This window comes from Pseudomonas sp. GW823-FHT05G12, assembly GCF_058795575.1.
Genome location: NZ_CM179501.1, coordinates 5,005,246 through 5,026,889 on the forward strand (window position 1 = coordinate 5,005,246; position 21,644 = coordinate 5,026,889).

Below are 21,644 nucleotides of genomic sequence, written 5' to 3' on the forward strand. Positions count from 1 at the left end.
TTCCTTGCCGCCTGAAGCTTGCCGCTGGCGTCAGGGCTTGTGCGCGCGCGCCAGGAATTCGTGCGACTGCATCTCCAGCAACCGGCTCAGGGTACGCTGGAACTCGAAGCTCAGACGCCCACCGGTATACAGGTCCTTCAACTCCACCTCGGCCGAGATGATCAGCTTGACGTTGCGATCGTAGAACTCGTCCACCATGTTGATGAAGCGGCGGGCGATGTCGTCGGTGGTGACGCCCATCTGCTCCACGTTGCTGAGCAATACGGCGTGGAAGATCTTGCCCAACTCAATGTAGTCGTTCTGGCTGCGCGGCCCGTCGCACAGGTCGCGGAAGTCGAACCAGGCGACGTCGTCGCAAGTACGCAGGGCATTGATCGGGCGGTTCTCGATCATCAGCACGTCGTTCTCGATCGCCTGGGTGCACTCAGGGGTGAGCGCCTTGAAGCTGGCGCGCATGCTCTGGTGCGCCGCGTCATCGAGCGGGAAGTGGAACAGTTCGGCCTGCTCCAGGTGACGCAGGCGGTAGTCGACCCCACTATCGACGTTCACCACGTCGGTGTACTGCTTGATCATGGCGATGGCCGGCAGGAAGCGCGCACGCTGCAGGCCGTCCTTGTACAGGCCGTCCGGCACGATGTTGGAGGTGGCCACCAGCGACACGCCATTCTTGAACAGCTCTTCCATCAAGGTGCCGAGGATCATGGCGTCGGTAATGTCCGACACGAAGAATTCGTCGAAGCAGATCACCTTGGCTTCTTCGCTGAAGCGCCTGGCAATGATGGTCAGCGGGTTCTTCTCGCCCTTGAGGGTTTTCATCTCCTCGTGCACACGCTTCATGAAGCGGTGGAAGTGCGTACGCATCTTCTGCTTGAACGGCAGCGCTTCGTAGAAGGTATCAACCAGGTAGGTCTTGCCTCGCCCCACCCCACCCCAGAAGTACAGGCCCTTGACCGGAGTCTGCTCCTTCTTGCCGAACAGCTTGCCGAACACGCCCGGCTTGTTGTTCTGCGCGTGCACCAGGTCGTCGTACAGGCGCTGGAGGTGACGCACCGCAGTTTCCTGCGCCGCGTCATGGAAGAAGTCGGGACGTTTCAGATCTGCTTGATAGCGTTCTAAGGGAGTCATGATTCGTTAGCGAGGCAACAAAAAACGGGCCGTCACTGTAGCGACAGGCCCGCTTAATGGCAATCAGTCTGTGGGAGCGGGCGTGCCCGCGAACACCGGCAAAGCCGGTGCCATGCACTGCGGCGCCTGTTTCGCGGGCATGCCCGCTCCCACACGGATCGCGCCAGCTTTCAGAAATTGAGCAAGACAGTTACTCCCACCGTTTGGCAGCCTCAGTCCTGCTGTGGCGCCAAGGCTTCGTTCAGGCTCTGAATGGCCGCATCACGGGCTTCGGCGCTGTCGAACTGCGGCCCGTCGGCGACCTGCTCGCCATTGAGCCACAGGCCGAAACTCAGGCCTTCGACGCGCACATCAACCTCGCCACCTTGCTGCAGCTGCTTGCTCACGGCGCCGGCACTCTTGCCGTCGGCGAAGCTGCGCGACAACAGCAGTTGCTCGCCGTCAGCGGCCAGCAGGCGGAAGCGGAAGCTGCCGTCTTCATCACGGAAGCTGACAAAACGCGCGCTCTTGGTGGCTTTTTTCTTCACTTCGGCGGTGGCCTGCACGCTGCTGCGGAATGAACGCAGGCCAACGGCCTCGCGCAGCTGCTCGAGGAACGGCGTGGCGATCTTGCGGGCCTTGGCGGCGCCAGCCAGCAGGATGTCTTCCAGGTCCGCCGGCCGGGCGATCAACTGGTGATAGTACTCGCGCTTCTCGGCCAGCTGGCCGTCCAGCAGCTGGAACAGGCGCTGCTTGGCATCGCCCCAGCCCAGGCCCTGCAGCAGCTCTTCGCGGAAACCGGCGCATTGTTCAGGCGTGGAGAAGGCCTGATACAGGGTGAACAGGTGCGCGTTGTCCGGGTCTTTCGCCTCACCTGGCGCGCGCGAATCGGTGACGATGCGCGAGATGGCGTCTTTCATGTCCTTGGCGCTGGTGAACAACGGGATGGTGTTGTCATAGCTCTTGGACATCTTGCGCCCGTCCAGGCCCGGCAGGGTCGCCACGCTTTCCTCGATCACAGCCTCCGGCAAGGCGAAGAAGTCCTTGCCCTGGCCGAACAGGTGATTGAAGCGCTGGCCGATATCGCGGGCCATTTCCACGTGCTGGATCTGGTCACGACCGACCGGCACCTTGTTGGCGTTGAACATCAGGATATCGGCGGCCATCAGCACCGGGTAGCTGAACAAGCCCATGGTCACGCCGGCGTCCGGGTCTTCACCGTTCTCGACGTTCTTGTCCACCGAGGCCTTGTAGGCATGCGCGCGGTTCAGCAGGCCTTTGGCGGCAACGCAGGTCAGCAGCCAGGTCAGCTCGGGGATTTCCGGGATGTCGGACTGGCGATAGAAGGTCACCTTGTCCGGGTCCAGGCCACCGGCCAGCCAGGTGGCGGCGATTTCCAGGCGCGAGCGCTGGATGCGCAGCGGGTCGTCGCACTTGATCAGGGCGTGGTAGTCGGCCAGGAAGTAGAACGAGTCGACACCGGGCTGCTGGCTGGCACGGATCGCCGGGCGGATGGCGCCGGCGTAGTTGCCCAGGTGCGGAGTGCCGGTGGTGGTGATACCGGTAAGAATGCGCGTGGTCATGGGTGTTCGCTTATTCAGGCTTGGCTCAGTTCGAAAGGCGCGGCAGCAGCAGATCCTTCAGATCGGTCAGCTTGCCATGGAAGAAGTGTCCGCATTCTGCCACTTTCAGCAGCTCATGGGGACGCGGCAGGCTGTCGGACCATTCGTAAACCAGCTGCGGCGCGACGACTTCGTCGGCGTCCGGCTGCACCACGGTGATCGGGCAGCGCTGCGGCAGCGGAAATTCGGCGGTCAGGCGCATGACTGCCGGGGCGATCATGAACAGGTGCTGCAACTCGACGCCGGCAGTTTCAAGGCGCCCGGCCAGGCTGGTGGCAACGAAACCACCGAACGAAAAGCCCATCAGCACCAGCGGTAGCCCGGGGTGCCTGGCACGCAGCCATGCTGCTGCGGCCTCGGCATCGGCCACTTCGCCAGCGCCCATGTCGTGGCTGCCGGCGCTCTGGCCGACGCCACGGTAGTTGAAACGCAGGGTCACATAGCCGGCATCACGTGCGGTGCGCTGCAGGGTCGAGACCACCTTGTTGAGCATGGTGCCGCCCTGGACCGGGTTGGGGTGGCAGATCAGCACCGCGCCACGGGCATTGGCCACGTCCAGGTGCAAGGCTTCCAGCTGGCCGCTGGGGCCATCGATGAACAAGGGGGTTTCGCGGACAAGCAAGGCACTACTCCGTGACCTCGGGAAGGGTCGATTCGTCTAGGTGTGAAATTCTGTTCTGATTTGCGATCGCTCGCGGTATACAGCGCAGGTCTGAGCCGTTAACGTAAAGCAAAGCCGTTTATAGAGGAAGGACTCGTGGAACTCTCGCTCCTTGTTTGGTTGTTGCCAACCCTGGCCCTGGTCATCGGTGTGGCAGTCGGTTTCATTGTTGCCCGCCTGCTGCCCAATGCGGCCCCGAGCAACACCCAACGTCAACTGGATGACATCCAGAAGCGCTTCGACAGCTACCAGAACGAAGTGGTCACCCACTTCAACAGCACCGCCATGCTGGTCAAGAAACTGACCCAGAGCTATCAGGACGTACAGGATCACCTGGCTGAAGGCGCCAACAGCCTGGCCCTCGATGACGTCACCCGCCAACGCCTGCTGGCTGCGCTGCACTCCGATGCACCGCAAGGCCCGCGTGACCGCCTGACCCCACCTAAAGACACCGCCGAAGTGCCGCGCGACTATGCACCGAAAGCGCCTAACTCGCCGGGCATGCTCGACGAAAGCTACGGGCTCAAGCGTTGATCTGCTGAAGATGCAAAAGGCCTCGCAAGAGGCCTTTTTTGTGGGCTGGATTCACTGGCCCCTTCGCGGGCACGCCCGCTCCCACAGGTACACCACAGCATGTGAAACTTGTGGAATACCTGTGGGAGCGGGCGTGCCCGCGAAGGGGCCGGTGCAGACAACCTAACAGCAGGCCTGCAATGCCTGTTCGACATCTGCCAGCAGGTCCTCCACATCCTCCAGCCCCACCGACAGACGCACCAACCCCTCCGATATCCCGTGATGCGCCCGCTCCTGCGGCGTATAGCTGGAATGCGTCATGCTCGCCGGGTGCTGCGCCAGCGACTCGGCATCCCCCAGGCTCACCGCCCGGGCAAAGAGCTGCAGCGCATTCATGAAGCGCCGCCCCGCCTCAATGCCACCCTTGAGCTCAAAGGCAATCATCCCGCCAGGCAAACGCATCTGTCGCTGGGCCAACGCGTACTGGGCAAAAGACGGTAGCCCCGGGTAATGAATCAATTCCACCTGCGGCTGCCGAGCGAGAAACTCAGCCACCTGCTGGGCATTGGCGCAATGCCGGTCCATGCGCAGGGCCAGGGTCTTGATACCGCGCATCAGCAACGCCGCGTCATGCGGTGACAGCACCGCGCCGGTCATATCCTTCAGCCCTTCCAGGCGGATACGGTCTACCAACGCCTTGCACCCCACCACCAACCCGGCAGTGATATCACCATGCCCACTGAGGTACTTGGTTGCCGAGTGCACCACCAGGTCCGCCCCCAGCTCCAGTGGCCGCTGCAGGTACGGCGTACAGTAGGTGTTATCGACCACCACATGCACATCATGCCCCCGCACCGCCTCCACAACCGCCGCGATATCCACAAGTTGCATGTTGGGGTTGGCCGGTGTTTCGAAGTAGATCATCCGTGTTTTGCTGTTGATCGCCGCTTTAAGAGCCTTGGCATCGTTGAGATCGACATGGCGAACTTTCACCCCGAACTCACCAATACCGTGATGCAGAAAAGCGAAGGTACAGCCATACAGGGTGCGCCCGACAATCAGCTCATCGCCAGGCCTGAGCAGGGTCCAGAGGGTTGAGGTAATCGCGCCCATCCCCGAGGCCAACGCCAACCCCGCTTCACCGCCCTCCAGCGACGCCATGCGCTGCTCCAGCAAGGCCAGCGTGGGGTTGGAAATGCGGCTGTAGAAATGCCCAGGCTCCTCCCCGGCGAAGCAGGCAGCACCGTATTCGACAGTGGGGAAGGCATAGGTAGCCGTCTGGTACACCGGTGGCACCAGGGCGCCACCATGGGAAAGCGGGTCATAGCCATGATGAATGGCCCGCGTGGAAAAACCGGTGTTGTGGTGGGAGTCGCGCATGGCAACAGCCTCTTGTGGTTTGCTATAAGCTTATGCCACCGAGCTGCCCGATTTTTTCCAAAATAGCCTACGCATACACGTGCTTGCTGGAACAAAAACAATAATCAACGGACCAGGAGGGCAAAAAATGCCTTCAAGCCTCGACCGCACCGACCGCGCCCTGCTCGCCGCCTTGCAGGACAATGCCCGTCTCACCGTTGCCGAACTCGCCGACCAGGTGGCACTGACCACCTCGCCCTGCTGGCGACGGGTCAAGTTACTGGAGGAAAACGGCTACATCACCGGCTACCAAGCCATCCTCTCGCCCAAGTCGCTGGGGTTTGGCGTGACCGCGTTCGTCAGCATCATGATGGACTCGCACACCAAGGACATGGCGCTGGCGTTCGAACAGCGGCTTATGGAAATCCCCGAGATCGTCGCCTGCCACAACATCTCCGGCCGCTATGACTTTCTGCTGGAGATCCTGGCACGGGACCTAGAGTCGTTTGGGGAATTTACCCGGGAGGTGCTGCAGCGGTTGCCGGGGGTGAAGGAGATCTATTCGAGTTTTTCGTACAAAGCGGTGAAGGAAAGACGGGTGATACCGGTGTCGGAGAAACATATCTGAGACGGATCTTTCCGAGCAACACGAAGCTTCCTACTGATTGACAGGCTGCAGCTGACATACCGCAAATTCGATATACGTAAACCTAGCCCATGTAGTGATCAGGAGAACCTACATGGCACGGGACAACACGTATTATCTTAACGAGGCTTTATTTATTAATGCGCAGGCCCCCACCGGCGCTGAACTACGGTTAATCGGTAATGGTGGAGGTGGCCCAGGTAGCGGGGGATGGGGATTTAGCGAAGGCATCCCGCCGGGCACCAGCCCTACCAAACCCGATATTGCCAGGGTTATTTCCACGCGCAGGGTGCTGACAGAAGAATTTCAAGGCATCGAGAAGGGCTCTTCAGATAAGTATGCTCACGAAATAAACCAGCTCCCTGAAACCATCAATGCATTGAAAGCCCAGATCAAAGCTGAGGCGAACAGTACAAATGGCGGGGTACCACCACGCACAGCAGAACAGCAAATCCTATCATCGCGAATCAGTCAGCTTCGAGAGAATTATTTACAAATTTTGCCCGACGCCAACAGCTACTTTGGCGTACCCGCATTCTACAAGCGCGGCGACTCAATGATGAGCCGGTTTTTGGACCCGGGTTTCTTCGCTGCCACAACGGGCGAAGAGTTAGGTATTGAATGGGCCACGAGGCTGGAGAAGTCTTGGGATGGCGCATACCGCCTACATCTGGAAGCTCAGAAACACCAGGCACTGGCAGACGAACTTCAAGGGCTGGCAGACCAAGTAGATCAGGAGGAGCTCAGCCACCAACCTCCAGATCTGTCGAAAATGATTTCGCGCAGAACGGCGCAGATTCACACAGAGCGGCAAATACACTTCGATTGTTTACCCAATGTTCTTCAGCATGAACTGGGGCAAACCGTAATCGACGACGCGCTTACGCTTGCCCAGACCTTCAGTGCCTACCTGGCAACCGCGGCTGCCTTGGTGCAGGCCAAGCAATCACAAATTCCGCAACACTCTGATTACAACCCCGAATCAGCGGGCCCCTGTCGAAGCCCCAACTTGAAGGGCTGGTCCGCGCTGGCAGGAATACCATCTGGCACTCGCGCTAACCGAATCGATCAGGTTTTTGGGCGTATATGCAGGTGCCACGCAAAACCTGATGCAGCGCGCCGCTGAGGTGGAAAACCTCCAGACCCAACTTGCTGCACAGGAAGAAGCTGCACGCCAGCAGGCCGAAGCCGAGCGCTTGGCTGCAGAAGCCGAGCGGCAAAGGCAAGAGACGCTGCGGCGTAATATCTCCTATATCAATGAAGCGCGTTTATCGGGATCGACGCCAGCCGTAATCCCGATTGGTACAGCAACATTCGCGGTGGCCGAAACGTCTTATAAGGCTTTGAGCGAAGCGATCACAGCGGCGATTACCCGCCTCGTTGCGACTACCATCTCCTCGCTTGCGGTAGGTACCCTCGCGATGGCCTGGCCATCAACGCTGGGTAACAGTGAGCGCAGGTACCTGATCAGCACCCCACTAGCCAGCCTTACGCCGCCCGGCGGGCCGGACCTTTCAGCCTTGGCTCTGTCATCAGCCAGCATCGACTTACCCTATTTGTTGGCAGGCGCCGAGCATGACAACGGCCTGGACCTGTATGTGGTGCCTGGGGGCAGGCCAGTACCGGTGCGCACGGCGACATTCGACACTGAACGTCTGGTCTACAGCCTTGCACTGGAAAATCCGCAGCGGATTCTGACTTGGACACCGGCCAACGCGCCGGGTGGTGAAGGCGGAAGCTCCACCAGCTTGCCGCAAGTCCCACCCGGCACCGTTGTTTACACGGGCAGCAGCCTGGACCCTGTCATTTCCGAACAGGAGGGTTACCCCGCACTCGATCTGCTGGACCAGGAACGACTGATCATCACCTTCCCCATGGACTCGGGTTTACCACCTATTCTGGTGGTGTTCAAGAGCCCGAGATATGAGCCGGGTATTGCCACGGGCTCAGGCGCGCAGATCGATGGTATCTGGCTTGGGGACATAACCAGGGAGACCGGAGCAAAAATCCCGACACAAATTGCAAGTGCGCTGAGGGGAAGAGAGTTTGGAGATTTCGATGCATTTAGAACCGCATTCTGGAAGGCGATATCAGATACACAAGAGTTTTCTAGCCAGTTCAATGATGCAAACAAAATTCTCATCGCCAAAGGGCGCGCGCCCAAAGCGCGCGACAAAGATCACCACAAAGGTCACGCAACCTTCATACTCCACCACGTGATTCCAATTTCCGAAAATGGAGCTGTATACGACGTAGACAACTTAAGAGTAGTCACGCCAGCGGCGCATCACGACATCCACTACGGAGCCTCCAAATGACTCAAAAAAGCACGATCTCCGAATATACAGAACTTGAATTCTTGAATTTTATCAAATCAATAATCAACCCACCAGACAACGTAAGCGATCAAGAGCTTGATGCACAAATCATGGTATTCAAGGCTTTGAGCGAACACCCCAACGGCTCAGACCTAATATATTGGCCTGAGGCAGGCGGCCTTGATACACCTGAAGAAATTCTACGCATAATAAAAGAGTGGCGTGCAGCCAACGGCAAGCCAGGATTCAAACCAGAATGAATCCGACACCCCGCTCACGCGGGGTGCAGATTGTCCATCTGAGCCTAACCCAATTGGGTGGGCTGATGTACGACCCTGAAAACCTGCGGATCATGAGCGCCATGCAGTATTCACTATCATCGGAGTCGCCACGGTGATCAGTGAAAAGCACTGCCTTGCAGACTATTCATACGCGCAGTTCCATTCGATTGTCGAAGAATTGATACAGGCGACAGGTTCTCCAGACTGGCAGGAACGGCTGCTGGAGCCATTCATCGAATTTGTGGCGTATCCCGACGGTTCGGACCTGGTCTTTTACCCAAGCAACGAAGAGGATGGCAATGCCGAAAAAGTAATGGCACTCATCGTGAAGTGGAGAAAGTCGTGGGGGCTACCACTGTTCAGGGATCAGAACGCGACAAAAGCCAGCTCAGAACCCACGCCAGCCTGTGGAAAACACAAATAAAAAACCCCGCCGAAGCGGGGTTTTCCTTGCAGGCTAGCGCTTAGATCGCGCCACGCTGACGCAGCACGTCCAGCACCTGTTTCACGCCCTCGTCCACGCTGGTGGCCTGGGTGTCGATCACAAGATCAGCATCCAGCGGCACATCGAACGGGAAGCTTTCACCCGGGATGTTGTCGCCACCGGCAGCGTAAAGGCCTTGCGGGTCACGCTCGCGGCAAACCAGCGGCGAGGCCTGGACGTAAACGGTCACCAGGCGTTCCTTGCCGATCAGTGCCTTGGCCTGTTCGCGGCCTTCAGCATCCGGGGCCACGAACGCAGCCAGGGTCAGCATGCCGGCTTCGTTGAACTGGCGCGCCACATGGGCGGCGCGGCGCCAGTTCTCGGTACGGCCAGCGCGGTCCTGTGGCAGGCCCTTGTTCAGGTCGTGACGCAGGTTCTGGCCATCGAGCACGTACACCGCACGGCCCATATCGAACAGCTTGCGCTCAACGGCATAGGCCAAGGTGCTCTTGCCAGCACCCGACAGTCCGCTGAACAGCACGGTGGCTGGCTGCTGGCCGAAGCGCAGGGCGCGCTCTTCGGTGGACACGTGGGCCTGCTTGCCATGATGGCCGGTGCTGCCGTGTGGCAACACGGGCGGGGCGATGATCATGCCGGCGCCAACGGTGCCGTTGGTCAGGCGGTCGATGACGATGAACGCACCGGTGGTGCGGTTGCTGTCGTAACCGTCGAGGGCGATCGAGGTGTCCAGGGCTACCTTGACGCGGCCGATCTCGTTCAGTTGCAGCGCGCTGGCAGCGCCCTGCTCCAGGGTGTTCACATCGACCTTGTGGGTGATGCTGGCAATCGAACCTGGCACGTAGCTGGTGGCACGCTTGATGTCGTATTTCTTGCCCGGGAGCATCGGCTCCTCGGCCATCCACACCAGCATGGCGTCGAACTGGTCGGTGACCGGCGGCACGTTGTCGGCATGTACCAGCAGGTCGCCACGGGAGATGTCGATCTCGTCTTCCATGGTCAGGGTCACGGCCTGGCCTGGGCCGGCGTTTTCCAGTTCACCTTCGTAAGTGACGATGGACTTGACCCGGCTGCTCTTGCCCGACGGCAGCACGACAATCTCGTCACCTTTGTGCACTACGCCACTGGCGATGGTGCCCGCGAAGCCGCGGAAGTTCAGGTTGGGACGGTTGACGTACTGCACCGGGAAACGCAGGTCGGTGAAGTTGCGGTCGGCCGAAACCTCGACGGTTTCGAGGATTTCCATCAGCGTCGGGCCGGCGTACCACGGCGATTGCTCGCTGTGGTTGACCACGTTGTCACCCTTGAGCGCCGACATCGGCACGAAGTGCAGGCTGCTCGGGGTCAGGTTGATGGCTTCGGCAAACTTCAGGTAGTCGGCCTTGATCGACTCGAAGACGCCTTCATCGAAGCCCTTCAGGTCCATCTTGTTGACCGCGACCACGATGTGCTTGATGCCCAGCAACGACGCGATGTAGCTGTGGCGACGGGTCTGGGTCTGCACGCCGTAGCGGGCATCGACCAGGATGATCGCCAGGTCGCATGTGGACGCACCGGTGGCCATGTTGCGGGTGTACTGCTCATGGCCCGGGGTGTCGGCGATGATGAACTTGCGCTTGGCGGTGGAGAAGTAGCGGTAGGCGACATCGATGGTGATGCCCTGCTCGCGCTCGGCCTGCAGGCCATCTACCAGCAGTGCCAGGTCGACTTCTTCGCCGGTGGTGCCGACTTTCTTCGAATCGCGGGTGATGGCCTCGAGGTGGTCCTCGTAGATCATCTTGGAGTCGTGCAGCAGGCGCCCGATCAGGGTGCTCTTGCCGTCATCCACGTTGCCGCAGGTGAGGAAACGCAGCAGTTCTTTACGCTCGTGCTGAGCCAGATAAGCGAGGATATCTTCGCTGATCAAATCGGATTGGTGCGACATGGAGTAACCCTGAAAATTAGAAGTAGCCCTGACGTTTTTTGTCTTCCATGGAACCGGCGCCATCGTGGTCGATGACCCGGCCCTGGCGCTCGGAAGTGCGCGTCAGGAGCATTTCCTGAATGATGTCGGTGAGCGTCTCGGCTTCCGACTCGACAGCGCCCGTCAGCGGGTAGCAGCCGAGGGTACGGAAACGCACCTTCTTCTTGACGATGCGGGCTTTTTCTTCCTCGGAGAGGTGCTCGAGGATGCGCTCGTCGTCGATCATGATCAGGGTGCCGTTCTTCTCGATGACTTCACGCTCGGCGGCGAAGTACAGCGGCACGATCGGGATACCTTCAAGGTAGATGTACTGCCAGATGTCCAGTTCGGTCCAGTTCGACAGCGGGAAGACGCGGATCGACTCGCCCTTGTTGACCTTCCCGTTGTACACGTTCCACAGCTCGGGGCGCTGGTTCTTCGGGTCCCAGCGGTGCTTGCTGTCACGGAACGAATACACACGCTCCTTGGCCCGCGACTTCTCTTCGTCGCGGCGCGCACCACCGAAGGCAGCGTCGAAACCATGCTTGTCCAGCGCCTGCTTCAGGCCTTGGGTCTTCATGATGTCGGTGTGCTTGGAACTGCCATGGGTGAACGGGTTGATACCTTGCGCCACACCCTCGGGGTTGACGTGGGTGATCAGCTCCAGGCCCATTTCCTCGACCATCTTGTCGCGGAAGCTGTACATCTCCTGGAATTTCCACTGGGTGTCGACGTGCATCACCGGGAACGGCAGCTTGCCCGGGAAGAAGGCCTTGCGCGCCAGGTGCAGCATCACGGCGGAGTCCTTGCCGATCGAGTACAGCATCACCGGGTTGTCGAACTCGGCGGCCACCTCGCGGATGATGTGGATGCTCTCCGCCTCCAGCTGTTTCAAGTGCGTCAGTTTGTCGACCATGGCTACTCACGAAAAACGATCTTATGGACGGCCTGCGGGCCGTGTTCGAGCGAGCCACTTTATCACAGCAGCTGCTTCTATTTAGGAGGCTGGCTAGATCGAAAAAGTCTAACGATATGACTGGGGGTTTGGGCTGGCAGGGCCGGCCTCTTCGCGGGTGAACCCGCTCCTACGAGGCCCGCGCGTAGGAGCGGGTTCACCCGCGAAGGGGGCGACACCGCCTTCAGATGGGATTCGGGCAATCGATGAACAGGTGCTCCACGGCAAACCGTCGTGCCAGGTAATCGCCCAGTGCCTGCACCCCGTAGCGCTCAGTGGCATGGTGCCCGGCAGCAATGAAGCTGACGCCATTCTCGCGCGCACTGTGGTAGGTCTGCTCGGACGCCTCGCCGGTCAGGTACAGATCGACCCCGGCGGCAATCGCCGTGTCGATATAGCCCTGCCCGCCGCCGGTGCACCAGCCCACCCGGCGGATCATCTGATCGCCTTCGACCAGCAACGGCTCACGCCCCAGCACCTCTTGCACCCGCCGGGCAAAATCGCGCGCGGTCATCGACTCGGCCAACGAACCGACCAGGCCGACCACTTTGGGGTTTTCCGGGTCAAGTGGCCCTTCGACAGTGATCTCCAGTTGCCGCGCCAGCTGCACATTGTTGCCCACTTCCGGGTGCACGTCCAAGGGCAGGTGGAACGCCAACAGGCTGATATCGTTATTCAGCAAGGTCTTCAGGCGACGCTGGCGAATGCCGGTGATGCACGGGTTCTCGCCCTTCCAGAAATAACCATGGTGCACCAGCACCAGATCGGCCTCGGCCTCGACCGCGGCATCCAGCAATGCCTGGCTGGCGGTAACACCACTGACAATACGGCTGACCTGCGGCCGGCCTTCGATCTGCAGGCCATTTGGGCAATAATCCTGGATCTTCGCGCTGCCCAGGTAACGCTCGGCTTCCTCGACCAGGGTGTTTAGAGCGACGGCCATGAAAATCTCCTCGAAAACTGCGCTTTTCTCGGGCGCAACGCCTGACGAACGCCCGTATAATGCCGGCCATTATGGGCCGTCGCTGTCACTGGGGGAACCGGTGTATGATCGCGCGCGCTCATGCCCCACTGCCAGGCCGCTGGCCCATGCTCTTTCCAGGATTCGTTCATGTTCAAGGCTTTGCGTTACTTCGGCTGGCCCCTGCTTACCGGCATACTGATCGCCATGCTGATCATCCAGCGTTTTCCGCAATGGGTCGGGCTGCCCAGCCAGGACGTCAACCTGCAGCAAGCGCCACAGACTACCCGGATCATGCAAGGCCCGGTGTCGTACGCCGACGCCGTGACCCTGGCCGCCCCGGCGGTGGCCAACCTGTACACCACCAAGGTGGTGAACAAAAGCGCCCACCCGCTGTTCGAAGACCCGCAGTTCCGCCGCTTCTTCGGCGATAACCTGCCCAAACAGCGCCGCTGGGAATCAAGCCTGGGTTCGGCGGTAATCATGAGCCCAGAGGGCTACCTGCTGACCAACAACCATGTCACCAGCGGCGCCGACCAGATCGTCGTAGCCCTGAAGGATGGCCGCGAAACCCTGGCCCGCGTGATCGGCAGCGACCCGGAAACCGACCTGGCGGTGCTGAAGATCGACTTGAAGAACCTCCCGGCGATCACCATCGGCCGTTCCGACACTATTCACATCGGCGACGTGTCGCTGGCCATCGGCAACCCGTTCGGCGTCGGCCAGACTGTGACCATGGGCATCATCAGCGCCACTGGCCGCAACCAGCTGGGGCTGAACAACTACGAAGACTTCATCCAGACCGACGCGGCGATCAACCCGGGCAACTCCGGTGGTGCACTGGTGGATGCCAATGGCAACCTGATCGGCATCAATACCGCGATCTTCTCCAAGTCCGGTGGCTCGCAGGGCATCGGCTTCGCCATCCCGGTAAAACTGGCACTGGAGGTGATGAAGTCGATCGTCGAACACGGCCAGGTGATCCGTGGCTGGCTGGGTATCGAAGTGCAGCCACTGAGCCAGGAGCTGGCAGAATCGTTCGGCATGAAGGACCGCCCAGGCATCGTGGTGGCGGGTATCTTCCGCGAAGGGCCAGCGGCCAAGGCCGGGTTGCATCTGGGTGACGTGATCTTGAGCATCAATGGCGAGCCGGCCGGCGACGGGCGCAAGTCGATGAACCAGGTAGCGCGGATCAAGCCCAACGAGAAGATCACCATCGAGGTGATGCGCAACGGGCAGCAGTTGAAGCTGATCGCCGAGGTGGGGCTGCGGCCGCCACCGGCGCCGGCTGCCAGCCAGGAAGAGAAATAAACCCAGGGCCGCGTTGCGGCCCTTCGCGGGCACGCCCGCTCCCACAGGAATTACGCAGGCTCCAAAGCCAGCGCTAAACCTGTGGGAGCGGGCGTGCCCGCGAAGGGCTGCCGCGCAGCCCAAACAGCATCAATGCAGGATCTGGCTGAGGAACAACTTGGTCCGATCACTGCGCGGCCGGTCGAAGAAGTCATCCGGCGCGGCCTGCTCCACAATCTCGCCCTTGTCCATGAAGATAACCCGGTTCGCCACGGTACGGGCAAAGCCCATTTCGTGGGTCACGCAGAGCATGGTCATGCCATCCTCGGCCAGGCCCACCATGGTATCGAGCACTTCCTTGACCATTTCCGGGTCCAGTGCCGAGGTCGGCTCGTCGAACAGCATGATCTTGGGCTTCATGCACAACGCGCGGGCAATGGCCACACGCTGCTGCTGGCCGCCAGACAATTGGCCAGGGTACTTGTGTGCCTGCTCCGGAATCCGCACACGCTCCAGGTAGTGCATGGCAATTTCCTCGGCCTTGCGCCGTGGCATCTTGCGCACCCACATCGGCGCCAGGGTGCAGTTCTCCAGGATGCTCAGGTGCGGGAACAGGTTGAAGTGCTGGAACACCATGCCCACCTCGCGGCGGATGGCCTCGATCTGCTTGAGGTCGTTGGTCAGTTCCACGCCATCGACCACGATGCGCCCTTGCTGGTGCTCTTCCAGGCGGTTAAGGCAGCGGATGGTGGTGGACTTGCCCGAGCCGGACGGCCCGCACAGCACGATGCGTTCGCCCTGGCGCACGTTCAGGTTGATGTCCTTGAGCACATGGAACTGGCCGTACCACTTGTTCACACCCTGCATCTGGATGATGCCTTCGGGGCCAGCAGGCTGCTTGATCGCTTCACTCATTTCGAAACTCCTAACGCTTGTGGCCAGTGTCCAGCTTGCGCTCCAGATGCATGGAGTAGCGGGACATACCGAAACAGAAAATCCAGAACACCAGGGCGGCGAACACGTAGCCCTCGGTGGCCATGCCCAACCAGGCAGGGTCTGCGGCTGCTTGCTTGACGCTGTTGAGCAGGTCGAACAGGCCGATGATGATCACCAGGCTGGTGTCCTTGAACAGGGCAATGAAGGTGTTGACGATGCCGGGGATCACAAGCTTCAGCGCCTGCGGCAAGATCACCAGCCCCATCGAGCGCCAGTAGCCAAGGCCCATGGCCGCGGCGGCTTCGTACTGGCCCTTGGGGATGGCCTGCAGGCCGCCGCGCACCACCTCGGCGATGTACGCCGACTGGAACAGGATCACACCGATCATCGCCCGCAGCAGCTTGTCGAAGCTCATGCCTTCTGGCAGGAACAACGGCAGCATCACCGACGACATGAACAGTACGGTGATCAGCGGTACGCCCCGCCAGAACTCGATGAAGGTCACGCACACCACTTTCACGGCCGGCATCCTCGAACGCCGGCCCAGTGCCAGCAGGATGCCCAGCGGCAAGGCGCCGACGATGCCCACGGTGGCGATCACCAGGGTCAGCATCAGCCCGCCCCACTGGCTGGTCGGTACGCTTTCCAGGCCCAGATACCCCCCGTGCAGCAGGGTATAGGCCAGTACCGGGTACAGCACCAGGAAGCCCAGCCCGTAGAAGGCTTTGCGCGGGAAACGCTTGATGAACAGCGGCGCGGCGCCGAGCACGGCAAGCCACACGGTCAGGTCCACACGCCAGCGCAGCTCAGTCGGGTAATAGCCGTACATGAACTGGCCAAAGCGCTGCTGCACGAACACCCAGCAGGCGCCTTCCTTGGTGCAATCGGCGCGCGTGGTGCCGACCCAGTTGGCATCGATCAACGCCCACTGCAGTAACGGCGGCACGATCAGCCACACCAGGTAGATGGCGAACAGGGTCAACAGCGTGTTGAGCCAGCTGGAGAACAGATTGGCACGCATCCATGCGAGCACGCCGACAGTTTTCACCGGTGGCGGCATATCGGGTTTGAAAACATGGGCATTCACGGGCGTATCCTCACCGCTCGATCAGCGCAATGCGCTTGTTGTACCAGTTCATCAGCAGCGAAATGCTGATGCTGATGGCGAGATAGACACTCATGGTGATGGCGATCACCTCGATGGCCTGGCCGGTCTGGTTGAGCACGGTACCGGCGAACAGCGAGACCATCTCCGGGTAGCCGATACCGGCCGCCAGCGAAGAGTTCTTCGCCAGGTTCAGGTACTGGCTGGTCAGCGGCGGAATGATCACCCGCAGTGCCTGGGGGATGATCACCTTGCGCAGGGTCGGGCCCTCGCGCAGGCCCAACGAGCGAGCCGCTTCGGTCTGGCCATGACTGACCGAACGGATGCCGGAACGCACGATTTCGGCGATGAAGGCTGCCGTATAGATAGTCAGCGCCAGGGTCAGCGCCAGCAGCTCGGGGATCAGCACCCAGCCCCCGACGAAGTTGAAGCCCTTGAGCTGCGGCATGTCCCAAGTTACCGGGCTGCCGAACAACAGCACGCTCAGGCTCGGAATGGCGATGAACAGCAACAGCCCCGCCCAGAACTTGTGGAACGGCACGCCGGTCTCGTTGAAACGCTTGTTGGCGTAGCGCACCATCACGGCAATAGCGGCAATGGCCAGCGCCAAAGCCACCACAAATGGCCAGAAGCCATCGGCCATGGACGCGCCAGGCATGTTCAAGCCACGGTTGCTGATGAAGAACATGTCCTGGATGTTGATGCTGCCCCGCGGTCCCGGCAGGGTCAGGAACACGGCGAAATACCAGAACAGGATCTGCAACAACGGCGGAATGTTGCGGAAGGTTTCCACATAGACGGTCGCCAGCTTGTTGATCATCCAGTTCGGTGACAGGCGAGCCACACCGATGATGAAGCCCAGTATCGTCGCCAGAATGACGCCGATGAAGGTTACCAACAGCGTATTGAGCAGGCCGATGACGAACACCCGCGCATAACTGTCGGATTCCACATAGGGGATCAGGTGCTGGGCGATACCGAAGCCGGCACTGCGGTCGAGGAAGTCGAAGCCCGAGGTGATGCCCCGGTGTTGCAGGTTGGTTTGCGTGTTGTGGAACAGGTACCAGCCCAGGCCGACCACGAAGACGATCGTGAGGATCTGGAACAGCCACGCGCGCACACGCGGATCGTTAAGGGACAAGCCCTTGGGTGCGCCGATTTGATTTTGCATGAAGTGCCCCGGACAGTAGGGATTCGAACAGCCTGCGGCGGCGGGATGCCGCCGCAGGGTGCAGCCATCAGCGCACTGGAGGCGCGTACTGGATGCCGCCGTTGTTCCACAGGGCGTTCATGCCACGGTCGATCTTCAAGTCAGTGCTCTGGCCCAGGTTCTTCTCGAACACTTCGCCATAGTTACCCACTTGCTTGACGATCTGCACTACCCAGTCTTTGGGCAGCTTGAGGTCCTTGCCGTACTCGCCATCCGCACCCAGCAGTCGGGCGACATCCGGGTTCTTGGTGGACTTGGCCTCGGCCTCGACGTTCTTGGAAGTGATGCCCGCTTCTTCGGCATTGAGCATGGCGAACAGGGTCCACTTGACGATGCTGAACCACTCCTCGTCGCCTTTACGCACTACAGGGCCCAGCGGCTCCTTGGAGATGGTTTCAGGCAACACCACGTAGTCGGTCGGCGCGGCCAGCTTGGAGCGCTGGGCGAACAGCTGCGATTTGTCCGAAGTCAGCACGTCGCAACGGCCCGACTCCAGCGATTTGGCGCTCTCGTCAGAGGTGTCGAAGGTAATCGGGGTGTACTTCAGGCCATTGGCGCGGAAGAAGTCCGACACGTTCAGCTCGGTGGTGGTGCCGGCCTGGATGCAGATGGTCGCGCCATCGAGCTCCTTGGCGCTGGAAACGCCGAGCTTCTTGTTGACCAGGAAGCCGACGCCGTCATAGTAGGTGACACCCGCGAACACCAGGCCCATGCCGGCATCGCGCGAGCTGGTCCAGGTGGTGTTGCGCGACAGCACGTCGACCTCGCCCGACTGCAGGGCAGTGAAGCGTTCCTTGGCGTTGAGCTGGCTGAACTTGACCTTGGTGGCATCGCCGAACACGGCGGCGGCCACGGCGCGGCAGACATCGGCATCGATGCCGACGATCTTGCCCTGCGCATCAGGTACCGAGAAGCCTGGAAGACCGTCGCTCACGCCACACTGGACGAAGCCCTTCTTCTTTACCGCATCGAGGGTGGCGCCGGCCTGGGCAGTGCTCACGGCGCCCAGCGCGGCGGCAGCGGTCAGGACTGCCAGGGTGGTTTTCAACATCTTCATTCACAACCTCCAAATCGCTCTTGTTGTATCGAGCCGGAATTGCACCGCACCCTTTTGAGGCGTATCCGACCCGTATTGGCTTGTTATTGGGTCAATTGGCGCAATGGACTGTTCTGTGACAGCCTTCGCGTGCAGAGGGTGTTACCGTCACGGCCTGCCCTTTGCATCACAGGTGTAGTTGCAAACCGCGTACCAAATTTTCTGGCTGTAGCGTTTAAGCGCTCGTCAAGTAGGAAAAGTTGTATCGTTGCGACATTCTTTTTCCGACAATCATTTCCGGTGCTTTGTTTTCACGCACGCCATAACAAGACCCGCACACTTTCGGAGCAGTCATGACCAACCCGCTGATTCTCGAACCACAGAAAACCGCTGACGCCTGTGTGATCTGGTTGCACGGTCTGGGGGCCGACCGTTACGACTTCCTACCTGTGGCCGAATTCATGCAGGAGCGCTTGCTCAGCACACGCTTCATCATGCCCCAGGCACCGACCCGCCCCGTGACCATCAACGGCGGCTATGCCATGCCCAGCTGGTATGACATCAAGGCCATGACCCCGGCCCGTGCCATCGACGAAGCGCAGCTGGAAGAATCTGCCGAGCAGGTGGTTGCCCTGATCAAGGCCGAACAGGCCAAAGGCATCGACCTGACGCGAATCTTCCTGGCCGGCTTCTCCCAGGGCGGCGCGGTGGTGCTGCACACTGCCTATATAAAGTGGCAGGAAGCACTGGGCGGGGTGATCGCCCTGTCCACCTATGCCCCGACGTTCAATGACCAGCACCAGTTGAGTGCCTGCCAGCAACGCACCCCGGCCCTGTGCCTGCATGGCGTGCATGACTCGGTGGTCATCCCGTCCATGGGCCGTACCGCCTTCGAGTACCTGAACACCTGGGGCGTCGCTGCCCGCTGGTACGAATACCCGATGGAACACGAAGTGGTGGTCGAAGAACTGAACGATATCCACGACTGGCTGAGCAAGCAGCTGCAATAGGCAGCCTCGCTTGTAGTTGTGGGCGTATTCCGCTACGCCGCGCCCGGATCTTGCATTACACTGCCCGGCGTACATTCCTTAATCAGTTGATGAGACGACCGTGCTCAAAGCACTCAGAAAAATATTCGGCAAGGGAGAGGCCGCGCCACAAGCCGCCGCTCCTGCTGCCAGCGTGACGCCGGAAGCCCGGCCCGCGGCAAAACCGGCCGCACCACATGCCAACCCCGCCCCCAAGGCCGAGCAACCTGCCGCCGCGACGCCACCTGCCGAACAACCGGCCAAGGACAAACCGCGCCGCGAACGCAAGCCCAAGCCGCAGGCCAGCCTGTGGAAGCCCGAAGACTTCGTGGTCGAGCCGCAGGAAGGCAAAACCCGCTTCCACGACTTCAAGCTGTCCAACGAGCTGATGCACGCCATCCACGACCTGGGCTTCCCGTACTGCACGCCGATCCAGGCGCAGGTCCTGGGTTACACCCTGCGTGGCCAGGACGCCATCGGCCGGGCCCAGACGGGTACCGGCAAGACGGCGGCCTTCCTGATCTCGATCATTTCCCAGTTGCAGCAGACGCCACCGCCTAAAGAACGCTACATGGGCGAACCGCGCGCGCTGATCATCGCCCCCACCCGCGAGCTGGTGGTGCAGATCGCCAAGGACGCCGCTGCCCTGACCAAGTACACCGGCCTGAACGTGATGAGCTTCGTCGGTGGCATGGACTTCGACAAGCAGCTCAAAGCCCTGGAAGCGCGCCACTGCGATATCCTGGTGGCTACCCCGGGCCGCCTGCTGGACTTCAACCAGCGTGGCGAAGTGCACCTGGACATGGTCGAGGTGATGGTGCTTGACGAAGCCGACCGCATGCTCGACATGGGCTTCATCCCCCAGGTCCGCCAAATCATTCGTCAGACACCGCCGAAAAGCGAGCGCCAGACCCTGCTGTTCTCCGCCACCTTCACCGACGATGTGATGAACCTGGCCAAGCAGTGGACCACCAACCCGGCCATCGTCGAGATCGAGCCGGAGAACGTGGCCAGCGAAACGGTGGAGCAGCACGTGTATGCGGTGGCCGGCAGCGACAAGTACAAACTGTTGTACAACCTGGTGACCCAGAACAAGTGGGAACGGGTGATGGTGTTCGCCAACCGCAAGGACGAAGTGCGGCGCATCGAGGAAAAGCTGGTACGCGACGGTATCAATGCGGCCCAGCTGTCGGGCGACGTGCCGCAGCACAAGCGCATCAGAACCCTGGAGAGCTTCCGCGAAGGGCGCATCACCGTGCTGGTGGCCACCGACGTGGCCGGGCGCGGGATCCATATCGATGGCATCAGCCACGTGATCAACTTCACCCTGCCGGAAGACCCTGACGACTACGTGCACCGCATTGGCCGTACCGGCCGTGCCGGCACCAGTGGTGTGTCGATCAGCTTTGCCGGTGAAGATGACTCGTATCAGCTGCCGGCGATCGAAGCGCTGCTGGGGCGCAAGATCAAGTGCGAGATGCCGCCGGATGAACTGCTCAAGCCGGTGCCGCGCAAGCATCACTGACCTTCAGCGCGCTACCTGCGCCCTGTGGGAGCGGCCTTGTGTCGCGATTGGGCCGCGCAGCGGCCCCGGGATTTCGGCTTTGATGCGCAGATTGTCGGGGGCCGCTACGCGGCCCTTTCGCGACACAAGGTCCCCCTGTAGGAGCGGGTTTACCCGCGAATACGGTAGTGGCGGCAACGGTGAACGGCGGGTGGAGATTGGCCAGCAGGGCCGGCCCTTTCGCGGGTAAACCCGCTCCTACAGGCGACCGGTGGCGCCTTGATTACCAGCGCCCAGCCGCATCCTGGTCACTCTGCCGCCCCTCCACCCACCTTGGCCCTTCCTGGGTATTCTCCTTCTTCCAGAACGGCGCCCGGGTCTTCAGGTAGTCCATGATGAAGTTGCAGGCATCGAACGCCGCCTGCCGATGGGCACTGGCCACCCCTACGAACACAATCGGTTCGCCCGGTTCCAGCGCACCGATGCGGTGCAGCACCTCCACCTTCAATAGCGGCCAACGCTGCTCGGCCTCGACAACGATCTTGGCCAGGGCCTTTTCGGTCATGCCCGGATAATGTTCGAGGAACATCCCCGCCACTTCGCGGCCATCGTTGAAATCCCGCACATAGCCGACAAAACCGACCACCGCGCCCACGCCCACATTGGCTGCATGCATGGCATTGGTCTCAGCCCCCGGGTCGAACGCGCCTTCCTGCACTCGCACCGCCATG

At 60.8% G+C, this 21,644-nt stretch carries 19 protein-coding genes and 1 pseudogene; 8 read left to right on the forward strand and 12 right to left on the reverse strand.

Going from position 1 to position 21,644, the window contains the following annotated elements:
• Nucleotides 1-30 precede the first annotated feature (30 nt).
• The 3 genes from zapE to AC3RCM_RS22915 form a co-directional block, all read right to left on the reverse strand.
• Nucleotides 31-1,125: a cell division protein ZapE gene (zapE, locus tag AC3RCM_RS22905; RefSeq protein WP_064490729.1), complete on the reverse strand. Its 1,095-nt coding sequence runs from the start codon at nucleotides 1,123-1,125 to the stop codon at nucleotides 31-33.
• Between the two features lie 212 nt (nucleotides 1,126-1,337).
• Nucleotides 1,338-2,687 (reverse strand): tryptophan--tRNA ligase, encoded by a 1,350-nt coding sequence (locus AC3RCM_RS22910; RefSeq protein WP_020189995.1) that lies wholly within the window; start codon nucleotides 2,685-2,687, stop codon nucleotides 1,338-1,340.
• A gap of 25 nt (nucleotides 2,688-2,712) precedes the next feature.
• A complete protein-coding gene (locus AC3RCM_RS22915; protein WP_492629154.1) occupies nucleotides 2,713-3,348 on the reverse strand; it encodes an alpha/beta hydrolase in 636 nt (211 codons plus the stop codon).
• A 135-nt stretch (nucleotides 3,349-3,483) separates the two neighbouring features.
• On the opposite strand from AC3RCM_RS22915, the gene AC3RCM_RS22920 reads away from it, so the two are divergent.
• Nucleotides 3,484-3,921, forward strand: coding sequence for a Z-ring associated ZapG family protein (locus AC3RCM_RS22920; protein ID WP_010952432.1), 438 nt, complete (start codon nucleotides 3,484-3,486; stop codon nucleotides 3,919-3,921).
• Between the two features lie 162 nt (nucleotides 3,922-4,083).
• On the opposite strand, the gene AC3RCM_RS22925 is transcribed toward AC3RCM_RS22920, so the two are convergent.
• Nucleotides 4,084-5,280, reverse strand: coding sequence for a methionine gamma-lyase (locus AC3RCM_RS22925; RefSeq protein ID WP_064490726.1), 1,197 nt, complete (start codon nucleotides 5,278-5,280; stop codon nucleotides 4,084-4,086).
• Nucleotides 5,281-5,407: 127 nt separating this feature from the next.
• On the opposite strand from AC3RCM_RS22925, the gene AC3RCM_RS22930 reads away from it, so the two are divergent.
• The 4 genes and pseudogenes from AC3RCM_RS22930 (at nucleotide 5,408) to AC3RCM_RS22945 (ending at nucleotide 8,928) form a co-directional block, all read left to right on the forward strand.
• Nucleotides 5,408-5,887, forward strand: coding sequence for an Lrp/AsnC family transcriptional regulator (locus AC3RCM_RS22930; RefSeq protein WP_003251803.1), 480 nt, complete (start codon nucleotides 5,408-5,410; stop codon nucleotides 5,885-5,887).
• 112 nt (nucleotides 5,888-5,999) lie between these two features.
• A pseudogene (locus tag AC3RCM_RS22935) lies at nucleotides 6,000-8,223 on the forward strand (pyocin-S2/colicin E7-DNase domain-containing protein).
• Complete coding sequence (locus AC3RCM_RS22940; RefSeq protein ID WP_064490725.1) at nucleotides 8,220-8,483, forward strand: bacteriocin immunity protein; 264 nt, start codon at nucleotides 8,220-8,222, stop codon at nucleotides 8,481-8,483. Before AC3RCM_RS22935 ends, AC3RCM_RS22940 begins: the two are co-directional and overlap by 4 nt.
• 133 nt (nucleotides 8,484-8,616) lie before the next feature.
• Nucleotides 8,617-8,928 carry a bacteriocin immunity protein gene (locus tag AC3RCM_RS22945; protein ID WP_064490724.1) on the forward strand — a complete coding sequence of 104 codons (312 nt, stop codon included), beginning with the start codon at nucleotides 8,617-8,619 and terminating at the stop codon, nucleotides 8,926-8,928.
• Between the two features lie 40 nt (nucleotides 8,929-8,968).
• On the opposite strand, the gene cysN is transcribed toward AC3RCM_RS22945, so the two are convergent.
• From cysN to AC3RCM_RS22960, 3 genes are all read right to left on the reverse strand, one after another.
• Nucleotides 8,969-10,870 (reverse strand): sulfate adenylyltransferase subunit CysN, encoded by a 1,902-nt coding sequence (cysN, locus tag AC3RCM_RS22950; RefSeq protein ID WP_003251801.1) that lies wholly within the window; start codon nucleotides 10,868-10,870, stop codon nucleotides 8,969-8,971.
• A 16-nt stretch (nucleotides 10,871-10,886) separates the two neighbouring features.
• Entirely contained in the window at nucleotides 10,887-11,804 is a 918-nt protein-coding gene (gene cysD, locus AC3RCM_RS22955; RefSeq protein ID WP_003251799.1) for a sulfate adenylyltransferase subunit CysD, read from the reverse strand.
• Between the two features lie 223 nt (nucleotides 11,805-12,027).
• Complete coding sequence (locus tag AC3RCM_RS22960) at nucleotides 12,028-12,786, reverse strand: Nif3-like dinuclear metal center hexameric protein (protein ID WP_457251887.1); 759 nt, start codon at nucleotides 12,784-12,786, stop codon at nucleotides 12,028-12,030.
• 168 nt (nucleotides 12,787-12,954) lie between these two features.
• Between AC3RCM_RS22960 and algW the strand changes: the two genes are divergently transcribed.
• Nucleotides 12,955-14,115: a Do family serine endopeptidase AlgW gene (algW, locus tag AC3RCM_RS22965; protein ID WP_014592300.1), complete on the forward strand. Its 1,161-nt coding sequence runs from the start codon at nucleotides 12,955-12,957 to the stop codon at nucleotides 14,113-14,115.
• A gap of 129 nt (nucleotides 14,116-14,244) precedes the next feature.
• Here algW and AC3RCM_RS22970 read toward each other — a convergent pair whose 3' ends face one another.
• The 4 genes from AC3RCM_RS22970 to AC3RCM_RS22985 all read right to left on the reverse strand — a co-directional run bounded on the left by AC3RCM_RS22970 (nucleotide 14,245) and on the right by AC3RCM_RS22985 (nucleotide 18,402).
• The gene (locus AC3RCM_RS22970) at nucleotides 14,245-15,009 is read right to left on the reverse strand and encodes an amino acid ABC transporter ATP-binding protein (protein WP_003251792.1); all 765 of its coding nucleotides are present in this window, start codon (nucleotides 15,007-15,009) and stop codon (nucleotides 14,245-14,247) included.
• A 10-nt stretch (nucleotides 15,010-15,019) separates the two neighbouring features.
• Nucleotides 15,020-16,117, reverse strand: coding sequence for an amino acid ABC transporter permease (locus AC3RCM_RS22975; protein ID WP_010952426.1), 1,098 nt, complete (start codon nucleotides 16,115-16,117; stop codon nucleotides 15,020-15,022).
• 10 nt (nucleotides 16,118-16,127) lie between these two features.
• The gene (locus AC3RCM_RS22980; protein ID WP_064490722.1) at nucleotides 16,128-17,306 is read right to left on the reverse strand and encodes an amino acid ABC transporter permease; all 1,179 of its coding nucleotides are present in this window, start codon (nucleotides 17,304-17,306) and stop codon (nucleotides 16,128-16,130) included.
• Between the two features lie 67 nt (nucleotides 17,307-17,373).
• On the reverse strand, nucleotides 17,374-18,402 hold the full coding sequence (locus AC3RCM_RS22985; protein WP_064490721.1) for an amino acid ABC transporter substrate-binding protein: 1,029 nt from the start codon (nucleotides 18,400-18,402) through the stop codon (nucleotides 17,374-17,376).
• 332 nt (nucleotides 18,403-18,734) lie between these two features.
• Between AC3RCM_RS22985 and AC3RCM_RS22990 the strand changes: the two genes are divergently transcribed.
• Nucleotides 18,735-19,391: an alpha/beta hydrolase gene (locus AC3RCM_RS22990; RefSeq protein WP_010952423.1), complete on the forward strand. Its 657-nt coding sequence runs from the start codon at nucleotides 18,735-18,737 to the stop codon at nucleotides 19,389-19,391.
• Nucleotides 19,392-19,491: 100 nt separating this feature from the next.
• Nucleotides 19,492-20,934, forward strand: coding sequence for an ATP-dependent RNA helicase RhlB (gene rhlB / locus AC3RCM_RS22995; RefSeq protein WP_003251780.1), 1,443 nt, complete (start codon nucleotides 19,492-19,494; stop codon nucleotides 20,932-20,934).
• 262 nt (nucleotides 20,935-21,196) lie between these two features.
• Here the strand turns inward: rhlB and moaE are convergent, their stop codons facing one another.
• The gene (gene moaE, locus AC3RCM_RS23000; protein ID WP_010952421.1) at nucleotides 21,197-21,643 is read right to left on the reverse strand and encodes a molybdopterin synthase catalytic subunit MoaE; all 447 of its coding nucleotides are present in this window, start codon (nucleotides 21,641-21,643) and stop codon (nucleotides 21,197-21,199) included.
• Nucleotide 21,644 lies beyond the last annotated feature (1 nt).